Genomic DNA, 19,477 nt, shown 5'->3' with positions numbered 1-19,477 from the left:
TGAACTCGACGGAATACTTTCTAGGCATAGTTCAATCCTTCCTTAGCTGAGGTAGGAACTAAACCCAGGACGCTTCAGCCCAACGAGAAGGACTCATTGAGTAAATATCGGCAGAAAGACAACCGCGAAAAGGCCCAACTTTACGTTGCTGGGCCTTCCTCACTCGTCTGGGCTTTTTAGTCGCTCTTCCTGTGGGAACGTACGTGCAACAGATACACGAACGGCCCTACCAGAGGAATTAACACTAGAAAAAGCACTATCCAAATATCCGACCACCGTTTGTTAGGCTGCCTGAAAAATACAATCAGGCTGACGACTAATAACACCACAGCCGCTAACGTGAGCAACATAAAAACATAATCAACCGGATATGGTTCTAATGGAGAAGCCCCATCACTTCTCAGAGCAGTTAACTGCATTTGTGAAATTTACATCCACCCCTGATTAATCACATTACCGTTGCCATTTCCAACCACGCCCTGCGTAGCGTTCTTAGTGCTCCAGCTGATCCGACCCCATGGCGACGGTACGCCACGCTTCACCTCTACAGCACAAAGAAATGTAGCATTACCACCCGATGTGTAGGCATTGCTCTTATCAGTTTTTACCTGGGTAAGCGGCTGGTAATTGTGCACCACATTGCATTGATGGCCAAGAATTCGGGTAGCGCCCACCTCCGGTTTTGTTTCGTAAGATCCGCTCACTTTAGTTTCGGTGATGCTAATTCCTGCGAACTTAAACTCGTCCGACGACTCAATATATTTTTCGCCACCAGCCGCATAAAGCGTCACGCTCGGCGACGTCTTCAATTCGCGTGAGAAACCACCATCAGTAGCTACCGTTTCGCCCTCACGGTAGTTAAGAGTCGGAACGCGCTTCCCCTCAAGAAACGCTTCTAGCTCTGAACGCTCATCGGAAGACAGTTGTTCAAATTTGCTCAGATCGGACATCGCTTGGCGATCCCCCTCTTCTGCAGACATACGCAAATTAGATGCAAACTCCCCAAGCACGGAAACGTTTTCTTCCGCCGCAGCTGCTACAGCAGTGCCCCTGAAACAACCATGCATACCCCGATTGCTGTTGACAACACTTTTCCTAGACCGTTTATCTTCATATTCCTCATCTCCAACTTTCCCTGAACAGCAACTCATTATGCTTGCCTATAACAATACTGAAGTCACCGCCACCCTTCAACGGCATTTCCGCCCAGCTTCCGCGCCAGACGACGCGGAGAATTCCCCGAGCCCAGCAAAACAACTCACCACCACCCAGCACCCCGAAACCAACCCCACCCAACAAACCCAACCACCCCAAACCCGAAACCGAGCCCAAGAACCCACCAACAGAAAGGCACAGCCCCCTACAACGCCTCAGCAGATGGCTGCGAGGGGAGAAAGGGTAAACCTTGATTGGAGCTATCAAATTAATAGTATTTTTATGAATATGGAAACAAATCCTGAAAAGATAGTTGATAATCTCTTGAAAGACATGAGAGAAGTTGATGACTGGATTTGCATAGCCGATGCAACTGCAGCCAATGAAAAAGATGCATTCGATGCTACTTACGAAGACGTCGTAACTATTCTTGAGGCCGTCAAAGAATCTCCTTCAGTAACTATCGGGAAAGTCACACGTCGTTTTATAGATCTCCCCGATAACTGGAGTCCCTCCGATGTAGCGAAGACCATCTTTTCGTCAGAAAATACCATAGTAGCGATGATGGATTTCTGGTTGCGCGCTACAGAAGGAGTCTATAGCTAGAAGCATCTCCCCTGCGATGTTTAGGAGTCCTGTAAAAGCCAGGCAGTCAATTCTTTTACTGCTTGGCTTTTGCCTCCTGGATAATTAGCGTTCAATTCTGCGGACACAGATTCAAATATTTTGTTGGAGAGTTTCTCAGCCCTATCGGAGCTGATGTTTCCGCGCAGATCATCTAGCGGTACAGAGAGCATGCCATCCCTACTCGGACGCATCCAATACGAGTGCATATCATCAGCGTAGATTTTTGGGAATGTTCCTGACACCTGGGACTCAAGAACAACATTGCCAAAAAATAATGAGGACAGTCGTTTTTCTTCCATGAAGCCCATTCTATAGAAATAGAATTTTGCGGTTTGTTATTCGGCGTGGCATATGAAAAACGGGTTAAGGGCCAGAAAGTGTGTCTGGGATCGGGGATTTTTAGGTTCTGACCTGTAGGTTAGCGTGAAATATATGCTTTGGGAGCATATATCTGGCCTCAACACGGTAAATCCCCGGTGTGGCTGCCAGTCTGTGGTAGTAGGCGGTGGTGTGGTGGCTCAATGCCAAAGAACCGACCACGCTGCTACTGCGGCGATGATACCAAACGCAATGGAACAACCAGCAAAGGCACTATCCGATGGGCGATGTAAGGCCTGTGGAGCCTCAGTCAATAAAAGTCGGCCAGATGTCACAGTGGCGGACCACCAGTCCCGTTAGACCCCATGCATAGCCGCATCCACTCTATGCACAGTTCTTCACTTGCATACTTGGCAAGCATTAGACTTGCATGTACAGCAAGTATTACACTTGCCTTAGTTGCAAACCAGGGAAGTTGACGTTAGGGAGAAGAACGATGAGCGACGACCTTAAGATCATTCACGACGTTCAAAAGCGCACCACGTGGACGCAGAGCTGGTGGGCGGTGGCGATAGTGGCGCTTGGCGTCGGCGGCGGTATCGCGCTATTCAAGCTGTCATGGTGGTACGGCCTCGCGGTTCTTGTACCGACGTTCGTTCTGGGCTATCTCCTCAAAGATAAGATTGCGAACCCCTTCGTTCGGGTCAATCCCAATATGGGGCCGAGTAATGATCGCGCCACCTGGTCACGAGTACTGCTGCCAGGTGCCATGATGTTCTCCACCGTGCCGACGCCTGATACTTGGCCGTGGATGATTGTCTGCGGCGTCGTTGTCTCTACGGCGATGGCATGGATGTTGTATGAGAACCGCAATGCCGCCGTAAAGGGCGTCAATGTCTAAGGAGTCTACGCACCAATCAGCCAAGCTAGATCCGGTCATCCACCCCATCAATCGGCTCAAAATTTGTGCCACGCTGTTCCATTCAGGCGCAACCGGCGGCAGGCAGATGAAATACGCCGTACTTGCAGAGCTCACCGAGCTTCCCGCCGATACGCTTTCCAAGCAGTTGAAACATCTTGAGGACAGCGGCTATATCAGCCGCACCCGCGAATATGGCTCCACGCGCGCCAAAGACGCCGTCTGGGTCGCGTTGACCAAGACTGGAACAGGAGCCTATGCACAGCACGTTGCCGCACTTAAAGCCATGACAGAGGGCTAATAGGCTGCGCAGCCACTGCATAATGTGCTGCCTCAACTGCGGAAATTCGAGGTAACCGTCACTCCCCAGGAAGTGCCCACCGTTCTCAATGGTAGTGAGCGGGGCCGAGAAAACGTCGGCAAGCGTGATGGCTGTATCTAAAAACAAAACTGCCCGACGATCCCGTAGAAATCGCCAGACAGTCCAACTGGGGCCAGGACCAACTCGCCAAAGTACAAACCCTGACCCACAACGAGAACCAAGCCGACCACGAAACAGGACGACCAACCCTCTACGACAACGCTATCGACGCTATCGACACCAACTACACCCATTCAATCGGCATCCAAAAAGGCCAAATCTAGCCCAAGCGACACGCCGAGCCAGACACACATTTTGACCCTTAACCCTGAAAAACCCTAGCTCTGATGAGCTAGGGTTTTTCTTGCTTAAAAGAATTCAATAGTCAGTCTACTTGCACATGGATTGTGTGTCTAGTTAGACGCGCGGAGAGATTCACAAATCCGCGTGGGATGGTTTCCCCGAAGCAATAGAAGTTCCTCGCTCTTTGTCGAGCCGAGGGTACAGGGTTAGAGCCTGGCTTCTTTTCGCGCGTGCGTATCCACCAGGTGCTCCCCAAGACCGTGAGGCTTGGGTGAAAAGGCCCGCCGAACCTGGGACTACGGTCGTTAAGCAATAAAGCTGAGCTTAGCCAAGAGGTACGCACACATGCCGCCGGGGCTACAGAAGTAGTGACTGTAGCCACGTATAAGCGACCGACGTCCCGACTGACGGAAGAGTCGAAGAATTTATTTCCGGTGCTGTTGTAAAGTTGGGGCAGTAGGAAGGGCGACGTGAAATAGTCACAGCCATGGGTATTTTCTCCGGTCGTCATTTTCCCCGTGGCATCATTCTGTGGGCAGTAGGTGGTATTGCCGCTACGGGGTAAGCTACCGCGATCTGGAGGAAATGATGACTTCAGCGGGGCGTGCCGGTCGATGACACCACGATTCTCACCGCTGGGTCCGGAAATACGCCCCTGAGCTGGACAAGCAAACACGGTGGTACCGGCAGGTACCTTACTGGCAAGCTAGTTCCTGGCGGGGTGGATGGGACCTATATCCGGGTCGGCGGCAGGTAGTGTGCTACCTCTATCGGGCGATCGCCGCCGGTGGCCAGATCCTGGACTTTTACCTCTCTTCGAAGCAGAACGTGGCCGCAGCGAAGCGTTTCCTGGCCAAGGCCGTCAGATCCAATGCGTCAGCCGGGTATCCCAGAGTGATCAACACTGATAAAGCACCCTGCCTTGCCAGGGCAATCGCCGAGTTGAAGTCAGAGGGAATCTGCCCGCCAACAGTGCAACACCGGCAGGCGAAATACCTCAACAACATCCTGGAAGGCGACCATGGTCGGCTGAAGCGGATCCTCGGGCCGAAAGGCGCGTTTAAGAACCGGACATCTGCATATCGGACGTTGAAAGGGATAGAGGCGATGCACTCATTGCGGAAAGGGCAAGGCGCGATGTTTGCCTACGGGAAACCGAACCCGGACGCGGTGATCGTCAGCCAGGTCTTCGAGACGGCCTAACAACGCCCACACGCAGCGACCATCAGGAAATGAGAAACTGAGTCTTCGCTGCTCTCCGCCCAACTTTACACCAGCACGACGATTTGTATACCTATAGCACCTTCAATGCCCGATACACGGTAGGTTTGGAACGGAATCTATGTGAGCACAATCAGGAACTATAAAAGATCATATTACTTGCATCCAAGCCTATACTTTCAGAGAATCTCCTTGGCTTGGCGGCAACAGGTGCTAGGTGTGTGTTAGTAAAATTGGCGCGGGTTAATGTCGCGATCGGGGGACATCGATTTATACATCCTTAATGCGGGTCGATTTACTTCGATTGCGGGACTGGCCTATGGCCAACAATATAAATGTGTTTAAAAACACGTTTACTAGAGACAACAAATCGATGGAATCATGTCCTAGACCTAAAAATCCTGATAGGCCTAGGACAAACGCTAGACAGGTACTTAAAGAGGCTGCAATAAAAACCCATTTAGCGGTGGTTTTTCTGTACCTGTATAGCGCACACCAAATAATTAGGGTGATTCCAATTAAAATAAGAACTTGGCTATTTTCCATGTCTACTCCCGGTGAAAAGCGAAACTGTATTTCTTGTCCCTAGCACCGAGTTGCATACGGGAATACGATGTTTGGGGAGTACTTTCCTCCGAGGGCTCGGATGGTAAGGCATCGACCTGTATTAGTGGCGTGAGCTGCTACTGCGGAAGCGCCTGCGCACGCACCTTTGGCTAGCCAAGAGCCTAGGCCAACTCCTGCTAATTTACCGGCGCAGTAAGCAGTTCCTATGGCGATCCCGCTCGTCTCGTCTTTGGAAAAGACTAGCTCTTGTCCGATTTTCTTTCCCCAGCCATGAACGTCTCGGATATAGGGATCTGAAATAACCGGCTTGCCGGCAGGGCTCGACGAGATGTGCTGGATTATCCTATCTCCATCAACTGAAAAATGAGTATTTACCTCGTTTCCATCTACGTCTTTGGCCCAGGCAGGTTCAATGTATGCGCTAGGTTCCTCACCTTCTGCTGGACGTACTAAAATATGTCCGCTTGGAAGCTTTTCAAGAAAAGAATCTGAGAACTCAAAAGAAAGTTCCAAAGGGGCGGCTCCATCGCTAATGCTAACTAGCTGGTTGCCATCTTCGCGCTCTATTAACTTTGTCTTTGTTCCTGCGTTCTTCGATGGCGCCGGAGTGGTTATGCTGTCCTGCTGTGGAAGTAAGGATCCTTCGTTTATTTTTAAGCTTCCATCGTTTGGTACCCATTTCTCTCCAGTAGAGGGAGAGGGAGACTTTGTATTTGCGGCAACGATTGAGTCAACTAGTCCGTCATCAATCTCGGTAGCTGTAGCCGAGGGAGCGAATGCTAAGAAGCTGACACTAAGCGTGGAGGCGGCCAAGATGGAGATTCCCTTTTTTGAAAATGGGGTGTAGTGAAGCATGTTCTTATCCTTGCTGAGGGAGTGAGTATGTTCTGGAACAAGTTCACTATCTCACAAATAAACTCACCTTTTAAGATAATGTGATAAAAGCAATCATCGCACCCAGGAACGGTTTTGTCCCTGTAGAATAGGTAAGGTTGCATTCTTAATATTCGGGGATTGAAGTTTGAGAGTGGGGACGAATATGCCTTTCTTCCTGATCGAAGAAACCGTTACAGGAAGCGAATAAGGCAGGCCTGGTGATTACGTTCTACGCCTTTGTAACCACAGTGGTTATGCTGTCACTCTTTCTTCTTTAGGCGATAAGCACCATCGTGCTGTTTAACAAAGAGATGAGTGCTCTTTTGCACCTATATGACTTGCCGTTATTGTTATTCTGCCAACCCTTGGCCGCAGTCTGAGATGGATGCCGACCATGCCACAGCGTGGTCGAAGGGTGGCAGCACTAAAGAGAGCAACTGCGAGCTGTTGTGTAAGTCCCACAACCGCGCGAAGGGTAACGCTTAGGGGCGTGTCGGGCAGCATCACTTCCAAACCGGCTTAAGTGACAAAATGCCATCACTAAAGTCCCGATTTGAGTCCCAGGACGTGCTCCTTAAGAGAAATAACTAAAGCCCCTACCAGAGTTTTCACTGGTAGGGGCTTGGAAGTTGGTAGCGGGGGCAGGATTCGAACCTACGACCTCTGGGTTATGAGCCCAGCGAGCTACCGAGCTGCTCCACCCCGCGTTGTGATGACTTCCATCATCTGCGCTTGAACAGTGCGTTAACACAAAGTGTATTCGCTCTGTCCTGGCGACTCATGTAACTATACATAGGGAAAGGCACCTACCCAAATCCGCTGGGCAGGTGCCTAATTCATTGCGATTATGAACCGGGACTACTTCTCCGTCGACTGGTAGGACTCGACTGCCTTGTCGAGCTCATCCAGGGCGCGTCCGTATTCCTCGAAGGAACCATCGCGTGCATCCTCAAGGCCCTTCAAAGCCTTATTGATGTCATCGATGGCGCCAGCCTGATCAGAAGAAGACGGAGCGGAAGCTGGAGCCGAAGGCTTATCGTCCTTGGACTCGTCCTTGTTCTTCTCATCCTTGGCGCCGTCCTTGTCCTCGGAATCGCCCTCGACTTCCTCAATGTTTTGGGCAGCCTTGGCATCGATTCCAACTTGTTCAAGGGCATCACCAATAGTCGGGGCGTAGCCTACGCGGCCCTTATAGGAGACGAGCACGCGCAACAGCTTCGGGAAGGCAGAAGCCTGGTCCTTGCGCTGCGAGTAGATCGGCTCGAGGTACAGGATTTCGCCACCGCCTACCGGCAGGGCCAGCAGGTTGCCGTTGTGCAGGTCATTGGTACCCTCCCACAGAGTGCGGTCGCGGGCGACCTGGTCGGACGACATCATCGCATCCTGTGCCTGCTTCGGGCCCTGGGTCTGTGTATTGGTGGGCAGCACGCGCACGGTGATATCGCCGTAGTTTTCCGGATCGGAGGATACAGCCATGTGCGCAGACAAGAACTCGCGGTTGAGGCCACGGTAAGACGTGGTCAGCTGGAAGGTCGGCTTGCCGGTCTTCGGATCTGCGGCCATCACGTAGTACGGCGGCTGATTGAGTTGGCGGGATTCCTCCGCGGTGGGGTCATTCGGCACGGACCAGAAGGCATCGTTATTGAAGAAGACATTCGGGTCATCCACGTGGTAGCGGGCCAAGAGGTCACGCTGCACCTTGAACATATCCTCCGGGTAGCGGAAGTGCTCGCGCAGCTCATCGGAGATCTCCGCCTCAGGCTTAACGACGTCCGGGAAGACGCCCTGCCAGGCCTTGAGCACCGGGTCATTCTTGTCGAACTCGTAGAGGTCCACAGTGCCGTCATAAGCATCGACGGTGGCCTTGACCGAGTTGCGGATATAACCGACCTTGTCATTGACCAAGCGCTGGGTGGTGCCATCAGGGTTGAGGGTGTCCTGGGTGGCGTCGGAAAGCGAGGCACGCTGGGAGTAAGGCAAGGATTCCAGAGTGGTATAGCCATCCACAATCCACTTCAGGCGGCCATCAACCACGGCCGGGTAGGTAGCAGAATCGGTGGTCAGCCACGGAGCAACCTTTTCCACGCGCTCGCGCGGATCGCGGTCATACAGCAGCTTCGATTCGCTGCCGACGCGATCCGAAAGCAGGAAATTCAGCTCGCGATACTTGGCGGCGTACATGGTGCGGTCAAAGATATTGCCAATGCCAACGCCGCCCTTGCCGTCATAGGTGTAGGTGGAGCTATCGGTGTCATACTCGACCGGGTTCTCGCCGGTCTTGCCGGTGATCGCATAATCCATGCCATCGGCCGCGCCAGCAATGACTGGACCGTAGTAGATGCGCGGCTGGTCTACCTTAATGCCAAGGGACTTCTCTGCATCCTGAGTCTCGCCTTCACCTTCGGCCTCGCCGGCCTGGGTCTGCAGGTCAGAAACCGTGAAGATGGGGAAGCCACCGCGGGCAGAACCGGCATCGCGGGCCACCTCATCGACCTTATTGGCCTGCGCTGCCACGAAGCCATTGCCGTGGGTATAGACGGTGTGGCGGTTAATCCAGTCCGACTGGTTCTCCCGCAGCTCGTTCGGATCCAGCTCGCGTGCGGCAACGACGAAGTCGCGCTTCTTGCCATCGATCTCATAGCGGTCCATCGACAGCGTCTCTGGGAAGCCGTAGAAGTTCTTCAACTGCTGCATCTGGGTAAAGGTAGGAGAAAGGATCTCCGGATCCAGCAAGCGGAGGTTATTGATGGTGGCGTTATCGGAGGCGACCTTGTCATCGGAGACTTCATCCCCGCCCCAGTTATCTTCATAGGTGACGTGGTCATCTGTTAGCCCATAGGCATAGCGGGTTGCCTCGATATTGCGGGCGATGGATTCCTCTTCCTTGGCTTGACGGTTGGGCTGTACGGAAAAGCGTTCCATCAACAGCGGCCATGCCTGGCCAATAACCAGCGAGGACAGCAGCATCAGCACCACTGCCAGGCCGGGGATGCGCAGATCCTTGATGACAACGGCCATAAACAGGGCCACGGCCACAAAGACGCCAATGATCATCAATATGATCTTCGCCGGCAAGTAGGCGTGGATATCGGTATAGGAACCACCGGTGAAGAGTTCGTGCTGGGTATTAAGCAGCTCATAGCGCTCCAACCAGTAACCAATGACCTGAGCTACCATCCACAGGCCGGCGGTTACCGCCAGCTGCAGGCGGGCTGGGTGGGAAATGGATCCGCGCACACCGGCGGCCTTATTGCCAATCCGGATGCCGCCCAGCACGTAGTGGCCGAAAAGCGCGATGAGGAAGGCCAGAATCAACAGGATGGATAGGGTGCTCACCACCATCTTCAGAACTGGCAACGTGAAGGCATAAAAACCTAGGTCGTGGTGGAACTGGGCGTCTTGTTCGCCGAATTCCTGGCCGTTGAGGAAGAGCAACACCGTGCGCCAATTGGCCTGACCGATGAAACCGGCGATGACGCCCACGATGGCGGGGATGACCTTGAAGAAGACGCCCATGGACTTCTCAATGGACTTGCGGTATTGATACACCGGCGAGTTCAGGTCCCCAAGGTCGAGCGAATCCGGGCGCCCGCGCCAGGCAAAGTAGCCAGCGGCCCACACCACTGCGGCGGCAATAAGGCCAAAGATGATAAAGAGGACAATCCGCGCAATAATCGCGGTGGTGAAGACGTTCCGATATTCAATCGCACCAAACCACCTCCAATCCGTGTACACGCCCACGAGCATGGGGCCGAAGAACAAAAGGACGGCAATGATGGCCGCAATGATTGTCGCGACCCGCGGGGGCCGCTTCAACGGGGCGGCTGGTGTGGATGACCCTAAGGACAACGCCAGCTCCAATCAACTAGTGCGAATTTAAAACCTGTAGACTTCTTCCAGCTTAAGGAAGCAATACACAGATAACGAATAAGGATGTTCATGAGTTCCCCCGAATTATCACAGCCAGCTTTAAACCGCGCGATGACCGAAGCCGTGGAATTCGTCCACGCGGAAGGCTGGGACGCTCGGCCCACCATCTTCGCGCTGGTTCCCACCCACTTGGTAGCCGATCAGCTTGCCGCGCTCGATGAAGAGGACGCGGCGCCGCTTACCCTCATCGTGCAAGATAATGTGCCCGAAAACATTGAGCCCGGTTCTGAACAGCTGGCCGATTATGTCTCCCGCCTGGCCTGGCCCCGGGAGGTTGCCGGCGTCATCTTGGCCCAAGAAATTAAGTTCCGCGATACCTCTAGCGAGGACCCCTCCCCTCGCCCGGCGCGCCTTTATTCCGGGGCACTGCGAGAGGAAGGCATCGAAACCACCTTGCTGCAGCTGCGTCCCACCGAGGAGGAGCTGGAAGCGGCCGGACCGTTCGCAGAAGATGACATCCAGCTACGCGGCGGCCCACAGGTAGCTCCGGGGGTCATTGCGGCTTTGCGCTATGGGCTGAACCAAGACCCGGATGCGCTAGATTAGACTGAAGTGACAATTCTCGCCTGCGACTAAGGAGCATTTTCCTACCGTGCGACGCACTACTCTCACTCGCCTGACCGCCACCCGCGCCACCGCAGCAGCGCTTCTGCTGGGTGTAGGCGTGAGCACTGCCGCTTGTTCCTCGGACGATGCCGCGCCTGCCGACGCCCCCGTGGAGACCACCGCCGCCGGCGCCGAGACCACCGCCCCTGCGGCGGATACCGCTGAGGAAACCAGCACCGTCTCTAGCTCCTCCACCATTGAGTCCAGCGCTGAATCGAGCGCGGCGGAAAGCTCGGAGGCGTCGGAGGGGGCGTCGGCAAGCAAGGAGCCCGGAACCGAAAAGTTGGAAAAGTCTGTGGCCAAGGCCTATGACATCTTTGCTCCGGTAGCGCCCAAGGAGCTTTTCGCCCTCTTTGACCGCTGCGATTCCACGGGCGGGGACGATTCCTATAACTGCTCTGGGCCAGAGGTAGGCCAGTTCCAGTTCTTCCGCTCGCACTCCAAGGCGAAGCAAACCACGCAGGTGCTTACCGAGCTGCGCAGCTCGCAGGTCATTGAGGATGACGGCGACCGCGTCGTAGGCTGGTCCACCTTGGGAACCACCGCGGTCATTACCGTAGTGGACAATAAAGAAGGCATGGTCATGCAACAGATGATCTCCTCCGACCAGGAAGACCCGGAAGAGAAGATCAAGGAGCTTGGCCTAGCTAAGTAGGCAGACTACTGGCAGGTTTTAATATCCTTGCTGTCCGCGAAATCCTTCATTGTGGACACTGCCTCATCCAAGGTGGAAACTGCCGCGATGGGCATATCGCCGTGATCGCTCGCGGCGGCCTCGGAGCAATTATCCTTCGGCGCGAGGAAGAGCTCCGCACCCGCCTCGTGCGCCGCGGCGATTTTATGTTGGATGCCGCCAATGGGGCCTATCTCACCGTCTTCCTGAATAGTGCCCGTACCGGCCACGAACTTGCCGCCGGTGAGATCTTCCTCGTTGAGCTTATCGATAACCGCTAGGGTAAACATCATGCCGGCGGAGGGCCCACCAATATCCTGCAGGTTGTATTTGACCTTAATATCGTCTTGCGCGACCGAGAGCATGGCGATGCCCAGCATTGCCTGCCCCTTCTGCTGAGGGTTTTCCCCTAGCTCTATTTCTTCTTCTTGCTTCTTGCCGCCACGCTGGACGGTCAGCGTGGCCTTATCGCCAGGGCTTTTCTGCCTGATGACGTCTTGGACCTCGCCTGGCTCCGAGACCTCCTTGCCGTCAACTGCGGTAATGACATCGTCCTTTTTCAGCGTGCCCTGCGCCGCGCCCTCATCCAAAACTTCCGCGATGGTGATCTTCACCGGTAGGTGGAGGTAATCCATTGCGGCGACGGTTGCGGCAGACTCGGACTGGGTAAAGGCCTGCTTATTGGACTCTTCTACCTCCTTATCGCTCATGTTCTGCGGGATGACGGTATCGATGGGCACGATGGTGTCATCAGTCATCATCCAGCGGCCCAGCGCCTGCGCCAGGGTCATATTGGTGCGCACGGAGACCGTGGTCATGTTGAGGTGGCCATCCGTGTCATAGGTTTTCGGTGCCTGAACATCAACGACCTGGGTGCCGTCGACCTCCCCCAACGTGTCCACCGTGGGACCGGGCCCCTCAGCGGCATAAGGCACGGTCAAAGACACATCGGTGCCGGGGATATGGTCAAGCGATACCAACGCACCGGTGAGGACGACAGGGATGGCACCCCAGGCGATGGTGCGGACGCGACGGCTAGCAGGAGAATTCACGGATCAATACCCTACAACCTTTGCCGTAGTGTTCGCTGTCAGCGTAGCGGGGATCATGGAAAGTAGCCGGATGGTGCCGGTAGATTAGGACGCATGAGCAACGGATTCGGTTTTTCTTTCCCCAATAACGATGACGACGATAATGACGGACGTCGTGACCAGAACCCGTTCGGCGCATTCGGCGGCGCTAATGGTGGCGGCCTCGGTGACATGCTGAACCAGTTCGGTCAGATGCTATCCGGCATGGGCTCTTCCATGAACTCGCCGGAAAACTCCGGCCCAGTCAATTACGACATGGCCAAGCGCATCGCCCTGCAGCAAATCTCGCAGTCCAAGACGGTAAGCGCGGATGATACCAAGGCTGTAGAGGAATCCGTCCGCTTGGCGGAGCTCTGGCTTGATGACGCCACCTATTTGCCCACCGCCTCCGGCACGGCCAAGGCCTGGGATTCCAAGCAGTGGTTGGAAGAGACCATGCCGGCGTGGCAGCGCATGGTCACCCCGGTGGCCGAGCACATGAATGATGCTCAGCTGGATTCCATGCCGGAACAAGCGCGCGAGATGATGGGCCCCATGACCAAGATGATGAACCAGATGTCTGGCATGAATTTTGGCATGCAGCTCGGCCACGCCTTGGGAGATTTGGCCTCCCAGGCGCTGACCGGTTCCGATTTCGGCCTGCCCATCGCCCCAGCCAATACCGTGGCACTGTTGCCACAGACCATCCAGAAGGTCGCCCGCGAGCTTAATGTTCCTGGCCAGGAGGTGCTGGTTTATATTGCCGCACGCGAGGCTGCCCGCCAGCGACTGTTTAAGCACGTGCCCTGGCTGGTAGAGCGCATCGTCTCCTCTGTAGAGGAATATGCCATCGGCCTGGTTATTGATACCTCCCACCTGGAGGAAGTCACCCGCGAACTCAACCTCGAGTCCGGCGATCCACAGGCAATCCAGGATGCGATGAGCAAGTTGCAGGGCATGGACCTCTCCCCGCGCATTACCTCCAAGAACACTGCGGCCGCATCCCGCCTCGAGACCCTATTGGCCTTGGTGGAAGGCTGGGCCGAGCACGTGGTTACTGAGGCACTGGGCGAGCGCATCCCGTCGACCTCGAAGCTCACCCAGGCTTGGGCACACCGCCGCAGCACCGGCGGTTCCGCCGAGAATGCCTTCAGCAAGGTGGTTGGCATCGAGCTCAATGCCCCTAAGGTCTCTGAGGCCGCAGAGCTATGGCGCCGCGCCACCGTGGCCGTGGGCGCGGAAAAGCGCGATAAGGCTTGGGATCACCCGGACTTCTTGCCCACTGCGAAGCACCTCGATAACCCGGCCGCCTTCATCGACTCCCTGCTGGACGAAGGCCCGGATGAGGGCTTTGAAGAAGAGTTTGCCAAGCTGGAGGAAATGCTGAAGAACGGCGAGGATTCCTCTGCCGCGCAAGGCGACGAGTCCGAGGAGTCCGAGAACCCGGAAGGCAAGGACGACAAGAAGGACAAGGGCACCGAGGACGGCGAGAACTAACGGCCCCAGCGCTGATAGGCCTCAAGATAGCCCTTCGCCCGCTCAGCGTGGGGCGCCCTGTCCGCCCACTGCCAAAAATCCCGCCCATGGCGCGGGATGAAGGTGTGGGTGAGCTCGTGAATGATCACTGAATCCAGCACATAGTCCGGCACGTGTTGCAGCCGATCACTGAGCCGAATATCCGCGGTGGAGGTAGTACAGCTACCCCACCGCGTATTTTGATTGCTCACCCACCGAATAGAGCCGATGGTTGCACGGCCATCTAAATACGCCGCGTTGAGCCGCCGCGCACGTTCTTCGAGCTGGGCGTCTGTGCGGCGGCCACTGCCCTGTTTCTTCTCCACCCGTGCCAACATGTCTGCGACGGCATCGCGCTCATCCCGCGCGGACATCCACGCGGGAATGCGTACCTCGAGCACCCCGGATACCATGCGCGCCTGCACGGTTTTCTTCCGCTTGGCAGAGCGAATGACTTTAACCTCTGGGGGCTGCGGTGCGGTGGGCTGCGTGCTCGACATGACAGGTGATTGTACCTGTGGTGCAATGGAGACCACATACTTCGGGGGAAGGGGTTAAAAGCGTGGGGATTTCTGCCACCCAAGTGGTCTTGGCGCCAGGCAGCGCCGTGTTGTGCCGCGAGGAAACGGTGATCCAATTTGGCATGGATGCCACCCGCGTTGGGGTTGCGGAAACTGGAAGCGCGCTCACCGTCGCGACGGCTTTCAACACCGCTCGCGAACCAGTGTCCCCGGAGGACTTATCTGAACGACTGCAGGCTGCAGGGCTTGAGAAGGCGGCGGCGCTGAGCCTCATTGAAGACGCGCTGGACTACGGCATCCTCTGGCCACACAACGAGGCCGATGCCAAGGCAGACACCATTGTCCTCATGGGAGGATCCGCCTTGGCGGAGAGGCTCCGCGCGCGCCTTGAGGCAGATGGCTTCCAGATCCGCATCCCGTTGGAGGAAGACAATGTCTTTTCCTATATCCACGACCTCGACGGCATGTATCCAGTACTTGCTGTGGACCAGCTGCACTGCCCACTGGATTGTGCGAATGCACTCGCGGGCACAGGCACTACGTGGATTCCGGTATCTTTGCTGGACAATCGTGGCGTCATCGGGCCTGTACGGCTGCGGGGCCAAGGACCGTGCCCATTGTGTGCGCACTTGGCCCGCGTGGATATGGACCCACTGTGGAATATCATCAGCACCCAGCTCACCCGCGTGCGCCGCACTCCGGAAGCCGTGGTGCTCGATGCGGTCTCGGCGCACACGCAGGTGACTATAAGACGGCTGATGGGGCGGCCGCTGCCGCCAGGCGCACCGACCACAAAGCCGCGCCCCGGACAGCAGTGGGAGGTCGATGTCTACGGACACCATCAACAGCGCACCGTCATTGCGCATCCACGCTGCCCGGTGTGCTTCGGCGGCAAGACCAACCTGGCTAGCTGCGAACCGAACGAATAACCTCTAGTACTTGGGCGCCGTAGCGCTCCAGCTTGCTAGGGCCTACGCCAGAAATGGAGAGCATCTCTGCCTCATCGGAGGGCAGTTCCTCCGAAATCGCCTGCAGGGTGGCATCGGAAAAGATGACATAGGCCGGAACCTTTTCCTCACGCGCAATCTGGGACCGCCACGAGCGTAAGGCGGCAAAGACCTCTTCATCGCCGCCGCCTTCACAATCTTCATGGCGGCCTAGGACCTTTTCCGCCGGTGTTCCCAGCGGACCAGAGCACACGCGGCAGCGCTTCGGGCGGCGTGAGCGAGACCCACCGCCGGAGGCATCTTCGGCCGCCGGGACGATGCCATCGAGGAAGCGCGTGCGCTCGCGCGAAGCCCGCGAGCCGGTAGTCTTCGCCAGCGCCCATGACAGTGCGAGGTGCTCACGGGCGCGGGTAATACCCACATAGAAAAGGCGGCGCTCCTCTTCTACCTGTTCGTCGCCAGCCTTGATGGCATGGTTGATGGGCATAAGCTTTTCCGTTAGCCCCACGAGGAATACCGCGTCCCATTCCAAGCCCTTGGCGGCGTGCACGGTAGCCAGCGTCACGCCTTCCATGGCTGGGGCCTGCTTATCGGTAGAGCGCCTGCGCAACTCCCCCAGCACCCCGTTGAGGTCGATGCCAGGAGTGGATTCCACAATCTTTTCAATGAGCCCAACCAGTGCGTTGAGGGACTGCCAGCGCTCGCGGGCCTGGGCGCCCTGCGGCTCGGTGGAGCTCAAGCCCAGCTCGACAAACGCCGCGCGGGCAATCGCCACCGGGTCATCCGGCAGGTCCTCGCGGCGGGTCGCGGCGATGAGCACGCGGATCGCCTCCAGGATTTCCGGGCGGCGGAAAAAGCCCTCGCCGCCGCGGACTTGGTAGACCACTCCGGCGTCGGCAAGCGCCTGCTCAAACTGCTCCGACTGGGCATTGATGCGGTAAAGGATGGCAATCTCGGAGGCCGGCACGCCCTGATCCAGCAGCGTGAGGACCTGGCCGGCCACCTCCTGGGCCTCAATCTCTTCGGACTCATAGGCTTTAAAGGTGGGCTCGGGACCGGGCTCGCGCATGCCCTGCAGCTCCAAGCGCGTGCCCGCCGCGCGGCCGGTGGCCTTGCCAATGACCCGGTTGGCCAGGTCAGTTACCTGCGGCGTAGAGCGGTAGTCGCGCTGCAGCTTAACCACGGTGCCATCCGGGTACGTGCGCGAGAAATTAAGCAGGTAGTCCGGGGAGGCGCCGTTGAAGGAATAGATGGTCTGGTTAGCATCGCCCACCACGGTAAGGTCATCGCGCTCGCCCAACCAAGCGTTGAGCACCCGCTGCTGCAGCGGGGTAACATCCTGGTACTCATCGACGACAAAGGTGCGGTACTGCTCGCGGAAGGTCTCCGCAATCGCCGGCACATTCTCGATGGCACCTGCGATGTGCATGAGGAGGTCATCGAAGTCCAAGTGCATCATGTCCGGCGTGGCCTTGGACTGCTCGTAGCGGCGGAAGGCCTCTGCCACCTTGGCCGGATCGGCCGGTGCACTGCGGTCCGTATTGGCTATCACGGACTCATAATCCTCGGCGCTGACCAGCGCGGACTTAGCCCACTCGATCTCCGCCAGGACGTCTCGAATCATGTCCTTGGAATTATCCAGCCCCACCGAGCGCACCGCGCGGGCAACTAGGGGGAATTTATTATCCAGCAGCTGCCACGGAAGATCGCCTGCTACCTGCGGCCAGAAATACTTCAACTGGCGGCGCGCTGCCGCGTGGAAGGTCTGCGCCTGCACGCCGGCCACGCCCATGGTGCGCAGGCGATCGCGCATTTCTCCGGCCGCTCGCGCCGTGAAGGTCACCGCAAGCACGCGCTGCGGACTCACAAAACCCTGGTCCACCAAGTTGGCAATGCGATAGGTAATAGTGCGGGTCTTGCCCGTACCCGCGCCGGCCAAGATGCACACGGGCCCGCGCGGCGCCGTGGCCGCGCGCAGCTGATCTTCATCCAGCAGGGACAAATCCGGCTTAGTCACCGTGATACCACTCCATAATCATCGTGTGTGCAATTGAACCCGGACGAGGAAGCTTAAGCTCAGGCAGCTCGGCGCGCTCCACCCACCGGATTTCTTCCAATTCCCCATCAGTATGGCAGGTGGGGTGGACATCAGCCGTGCGCGCACAAAAGCCCAGCATAAGGGAACCACTCGGTGGCCACGCCTGCGAGCCCCAATAGCGAATATCGTCCACCTTGCGCCCGGTTTCTTCCAGGACCTCGCGCGCAAAAGCTGCCTCTGCGGTCTCGCCCGGCTCAACGTAGCCGGCGATCAGAGAAAAGAAGCTATTGCGGCGGCGATTGCGCGCCAGCAAAATCCGGTCGGTGTCGCTGAGGCGAATAAGCCCGATGACGGCAGGATCTAGGCGCGGGAAGACCATCCGGCGCTCGTCCAAAGGATCGCGCCCCACGATTCCCGGTGCTGGGTAGTCCAGCTTGTGACCGGTGCGCGGATCAAAGCGCTGCTCGCGCCGGTTGCGGATCAGCGCAATCGCCTGCAAAATCACCGGCTGGTCCGCAAAGAACGTCGCGCTTTCCAGCCGGCCCAGCTCGCTAGCACCGTCTTCCGGATACGCGCACGCCTGCAGGGTACCTAGGTCCACTACTGCGTGCTTGCCGACGCCCCCGGGAACCTTCTCCACCAGCACCGGTTCCCCCGCTGCCGTAACCGGAACCTGGCCGTGAGGGGTTACTGGGAGGAACATTTAATCCTCATCATCATCGTCCATGACCTCGATGGGCTGTTCCATCTCATGCTTGATGTAGAGCAGGCGATCGCCCGGCTTCAGCGCGGAGGCATCCGCGGTATCCACGCGGTGCAGCTCGTTATTGCGCAGGACAGCCAGCACGATATCTGCTAGGTGGCGTGGGTTGGAGCCCACCTCGAATTCGCGCACAGCGCGCTCGGCTACGGAGAAACCTTCGTTGGGTGAGAGCAGGTCTTCCATCATCTCCACCACCGTCGGGGTGACGGTGGCCAGGCCTAGCAGTCGGCCGGCCGTCTCAGCGGAGGTGACCACGGAATCTGCACCGGATTGGAGCAACAGGTGACGGTTTTCGGACTCGCGCACCGACGCCACGATCTTGGCCTTGGGCGCAAGCTCTCGCACGGAGAGGCAGCACAGCACCGCGGTATCGTCCGTAGATGGGGTAACGACGATGGAGCTGGCGTGCTCTACCCCAGCGATCTTTAGCACGTCCTGCTTGGTGCCGGAACCAAAGATGGTGACCAATCCGTGGTGCTCGGCGTGAGCGAGGGACGCACGGTTGGTATCGATGACCACGATCTGGGAGGACGGAACATCATCGGCCAGCAGCGCGGCCACGGCTCCGGCGCCCTTGGTGCCATAACCGATAACGACGGTGTGGTTACGCAATTGCTTTCTCCAGTTCTGGATTTGGAAAGTACGGCGGGCCTTATCCGTCAACACGGACAAGGTCGCGCCGACCAATAAAACAAGGAAGATCAGGCGGGCAGGGGTAATAAGCACTAAGTTAATGAACCTGGCCTGCGGGGACACGGGCACGATATCGCCGTAACCCACGGTGGTCAGCGACACCGCCGCATAGTAGGCGGAGTCCAATAACGACATGTCCTCGCTATACCCACCGCCGTCCGCATAGACCACGATGGTCACGAAGACAACGATGGCAAAAGCCCACAGCACACGCTTGCCCAGCTGACGCCACGGGCTGGAATTTTCATCCCTCGGCACCGTAATGACATCAATGAGCGCGTGATCCGGCTGCGAGGACAGCTCGACCTGCGGCAAGAAGCGACTTCTAAAGCGTGACTTCATTGCCTGCGCACGTTTTTTGGCCACTAGTCCAG

The 19,477-nt window shown here is 56.9% G+C and carries 17 protein-coding genes, 1 tRNA gene and 3 pseudogenes; 11 read left to right on the top strand and 10 right to left on the bottom strand.

Annotation, left to right across the window (positions count from 1 at the left end):
- Positions 1-428: 428 nt before the first annotated feature.
- Entirely contained in the window at positions 429-980 is a 552-nt protein-coding gene (locus QP971_RS10410) for a hypothetical protein (RefSeq protein WP_284811749.1), read from the bottom strand.
- 100 nt (positions 981-1,080) lie between these two features.
- Here QP971_RS10410 and QP971_RS10405 point away from each other — a divergent pair, with 100 nt between their 5' ends.
- Positions 1,081-1,761, top strand: coding sequence for a hypothetical protein (locus tag QP971_RS10405; RefSeq protein WP_284811747.1), 681 nt, complete (start codon positions 1,081-1,083; stop codon positions 1,759-1,761).
- Positions 1,762-1,781: 20 nt separating this feature from the next.
- Here the strand turns inward: QP971_RS10405 and QP971_RS10400 are convergent, their stop codons facing one another.
- Positions 1,782-2,081 (bottom strand): hypothetical protein, encoded by a 300-nt coding sequence (locus tag QP971_RS10400; RefSeq protein WP_225746000.1) that lies wholly within the window; start codon positions 2,079-2,081, stop codon positions 1,782-1,784.
- A gap of 222 nt (positions 2,082-2,303) precedes the next feature.
- Between QP971_RS10400 and QP971_RS10395 the strand changes: the two are divergent.
- The 5 genes and pseudogenes from QP971_RS10395 to QP971_RS10375 all read left to right on the top strand — a co-directional run.
- Positions 2,304-2,442, top strand: a pseudogene (locus tag QP971_RS10395) (transposase-like zinc-binding domain-containing protein); the annotation flags it as partial.
- A 154-nt stretch (positions 2,443-2,596) separates the two neighbouring features.
- Positions 2,597-3,001 carry a hypothetical protein gene (locus QP971_RS10390; protein ID WP_284811742.1) on the top strand — a complete coding sequence of 135 codons (405 nt, stop codon included), beginning with the start codon at positions 2,597-2,599 and terminating at the stop codon, positions 2,999-3,001.
- On the top strand, positions 2,994-3,320 hold the full coding sequence (locus QP971_RS10385; RefSeq protein ID WP_284811740.1) for a transcriptional regulator: 327 nt from the start codon (positions 2,994-2,996) through the stop codon (positions 3,318-3,320). Before QP971_RS10390 ends, QP971_RS10385 begins: the two co-directional genes overlap by 8 nt.
- Before the next feature lie 128 nt (positions 3,321-3,448).
- A pseudogene (locus QP971_RS10380) lies at positions 3,449-3,664 on the top strand (IS1249 family transposase); the annotation flags it as partial.
- Between the two features lie 506 nt (positions 3,665-4,170).
- A pseudogene (locus QP971_RS10375) lies at positions 4,171-4,886 on the top strand (IS6 family transposase).
- Positions 4,887-5,489: 603 nt separating this feature from the next.
- Here QP971_RS10375 and QP971_RS10370 read toward each other — a convergent pair.
- Complete coding sequence (locus tag QP971_RS10370; RefSeq protein ID WP_284811738.1) at positions 5,490-6,326, bottom strand: hypothetical protein; 837 nt, start codon at positions 6,324-6,326, stop codon at positions 5,490-5,492.
- A 354-nt stretch (positions 6,327-6,680) separates the two neighbouring features.
- On the opposite strand from QP971_RS10370, the gene QP971_RS10365 reads away from it, so the two are divergent.
- Entirely contained in the window at positions 6,681-6,833 is a 153-nt protein-coding gene (locus tag QP971_RS10365; RefSeq protein ID WP_284811736.1) for an HNH endonuclease, read from the top strand.
- Between the two features lie 144 nt (positions 6,834-6,977).
- Here the strand turns inward: QP971_RS10365 and QP971_RS10360 are convergent.
- Positions 6,978-7,054: transfer RNA gene (locus QP971_RS10360), tRNA-Met, on the bottom strand.
- Positions 7,055-7,205: 151 nt separating this feature from the next.
- Complete coding sequence (locus tag QP971_RS10355; protein ID WP_284811757.1) at positions 7,206-10,163, bottom strand: UPF0182 family protein; 2,958 nt, start codon at positions 10,161-10,163, stop codon at positions 7,206-7,208.
- Positions 10,164-10,286: 123 nt separating this feature from the next.
- On the opposite strand from QP971_RS10355, the gene QP971_RS10350 reads away from it, so the two are divergent.
- Positions 10,287-10,823: a PPA1309 family protein gene (locus QP971_RS10350; RefSeq protein ID WP_284792097.1), complete on the top strand. Its 537-nt coding sequence runs from the start codon at positions 10,287-10,289 to the stop codon at positions 10,821-10,823.
- A gap of 46 nt (positions 10,824-10,869) precedes the next feature.
- Positions 10,870-11,538, top strand: coding sequence for a beta-N-acetylglucosaminidase (locus QP971_RS10345; RefSeq protein ID WP_284792096.1), 669 nt, complete (start codon positions 10,870-10,872; stop codon positions 11,536-11,538).
- Positions 11,539-11,543: 5 nt separating this feature from the next.
- On the opposite strand, the gene QP971_RS10340 is transcribed toward QP971_RS10345, so the two are convergent.
- A complete protein-coding gene (locus QP971_RS10340; RefSeq protein WP_284811734.1) occupies positions 11,544-12,608 on the bottom strand; it encodes a YlbL family protein in 1,065 nt (354 codons plus the stop codon).
- 93 nt (positions 12,609-12,701) lie between these two features.
- Between QP971_RS10340 and QP971_RS10335 the strand changes: the two genes are divergently transcribed.
- On the top strand, positions 12,702-14,123 hold the full coding sequence (locus QP971_RS10335; protein ID WP_284811732.1) for a zinc-dependent metalloprotease: 1,422 nt from the start codon (positions 12,702-12,704) through the stop codon (positions 14,121-14,123).
- Here QP971_RS10335 and QP971_RS10330 read toward each other — a convergent pair.
- Positions 14,120-14,641, bottom strand: coding sequence for a M48 metallopeptidase family protein (locus QP971_RS10330; RefSeq protein ID WP_284811730.1), 522 nt, complete (start codon positions 14,639-14,641; stop codon positions 14,120-14,122). The two genes, QP971_RS10335 and QP971_RS10330, sit on opposite strands and share 4 nt — an antisense overlap.
- Before the next feature lie 62 nt (positions 14,642-14,703).
- Between QP971_RS10330 and QP971_RS10325 the strand changes: the two genes are divergently transcribed.
- Positions 14,704-15,591: a hypothetical protein gene (locus tag QP971_RS10325; RefSeq protein WP_284811728.1), complete on the top strand. Its 888-nt coding sequence runs from the start codon at positions 14,704-14,706 to the stop codon at positions 15,589-15,591.
- Here QP971_RS10325 and QP971_RS10320 read toward each other — a convergent pair.
- From QP971_RS10320 to QP971_RS10310, 3 genes are read right to left on the bottom strand one after another with little or no spacing between them, the layout of a single operon-like run.
- Positions 15,569-17,626, bottom strand: a complete 2,058-nt coding sequence (locus QP971_RS10320) for an ATP-dependent DNA helicase UvrD2 (RefSeq protein ID WP_284811727.1) — start codon at positions 17,624-17,626, stop codon at positions 15,569-15,571. The genes QP971_RS10325 and QP971_RS10320 overlap by 23 nt on opposite strands.
- Entirely contained in the window at positions 17,619-18,350 is a 732-nt protein-coding gene (locus QP971_RS10315) for an NAD(+) diphosphatase (RefSeq protein WP_284792088.1), read from the bottom strand. The genes QP971_RS10320 and QP971_RS10315 overlap by 8 nt, the downstream gene beginning before the upstream one ends.
- Positions 18,351-19,469 (bottom strand): potassium channel family protein, encoded by a 1,119-nt coding sequence (locus tag QP971_RS10310; protein WP_370633313.1) that lies wholly within the window; start codon positions 19,467-19,469, stop codon positions 18,351-18,353.
- Positions 19,470-19,477: the final 8 nt, after the last annotated feature.

Source organism: Corynebacterium marquesiae (genome assembly GCF_030229635.1).
Classification (GTDB): Bacteria; Actinomycetota; Actinomycetes; order Mycobacteriales; family Mycobacteriaceae; genus Corynebacterium; species Corynebacterium marquesiae.
This window is presented reverse-complemented; position numbering and strand designations above follow the sequence as displayed.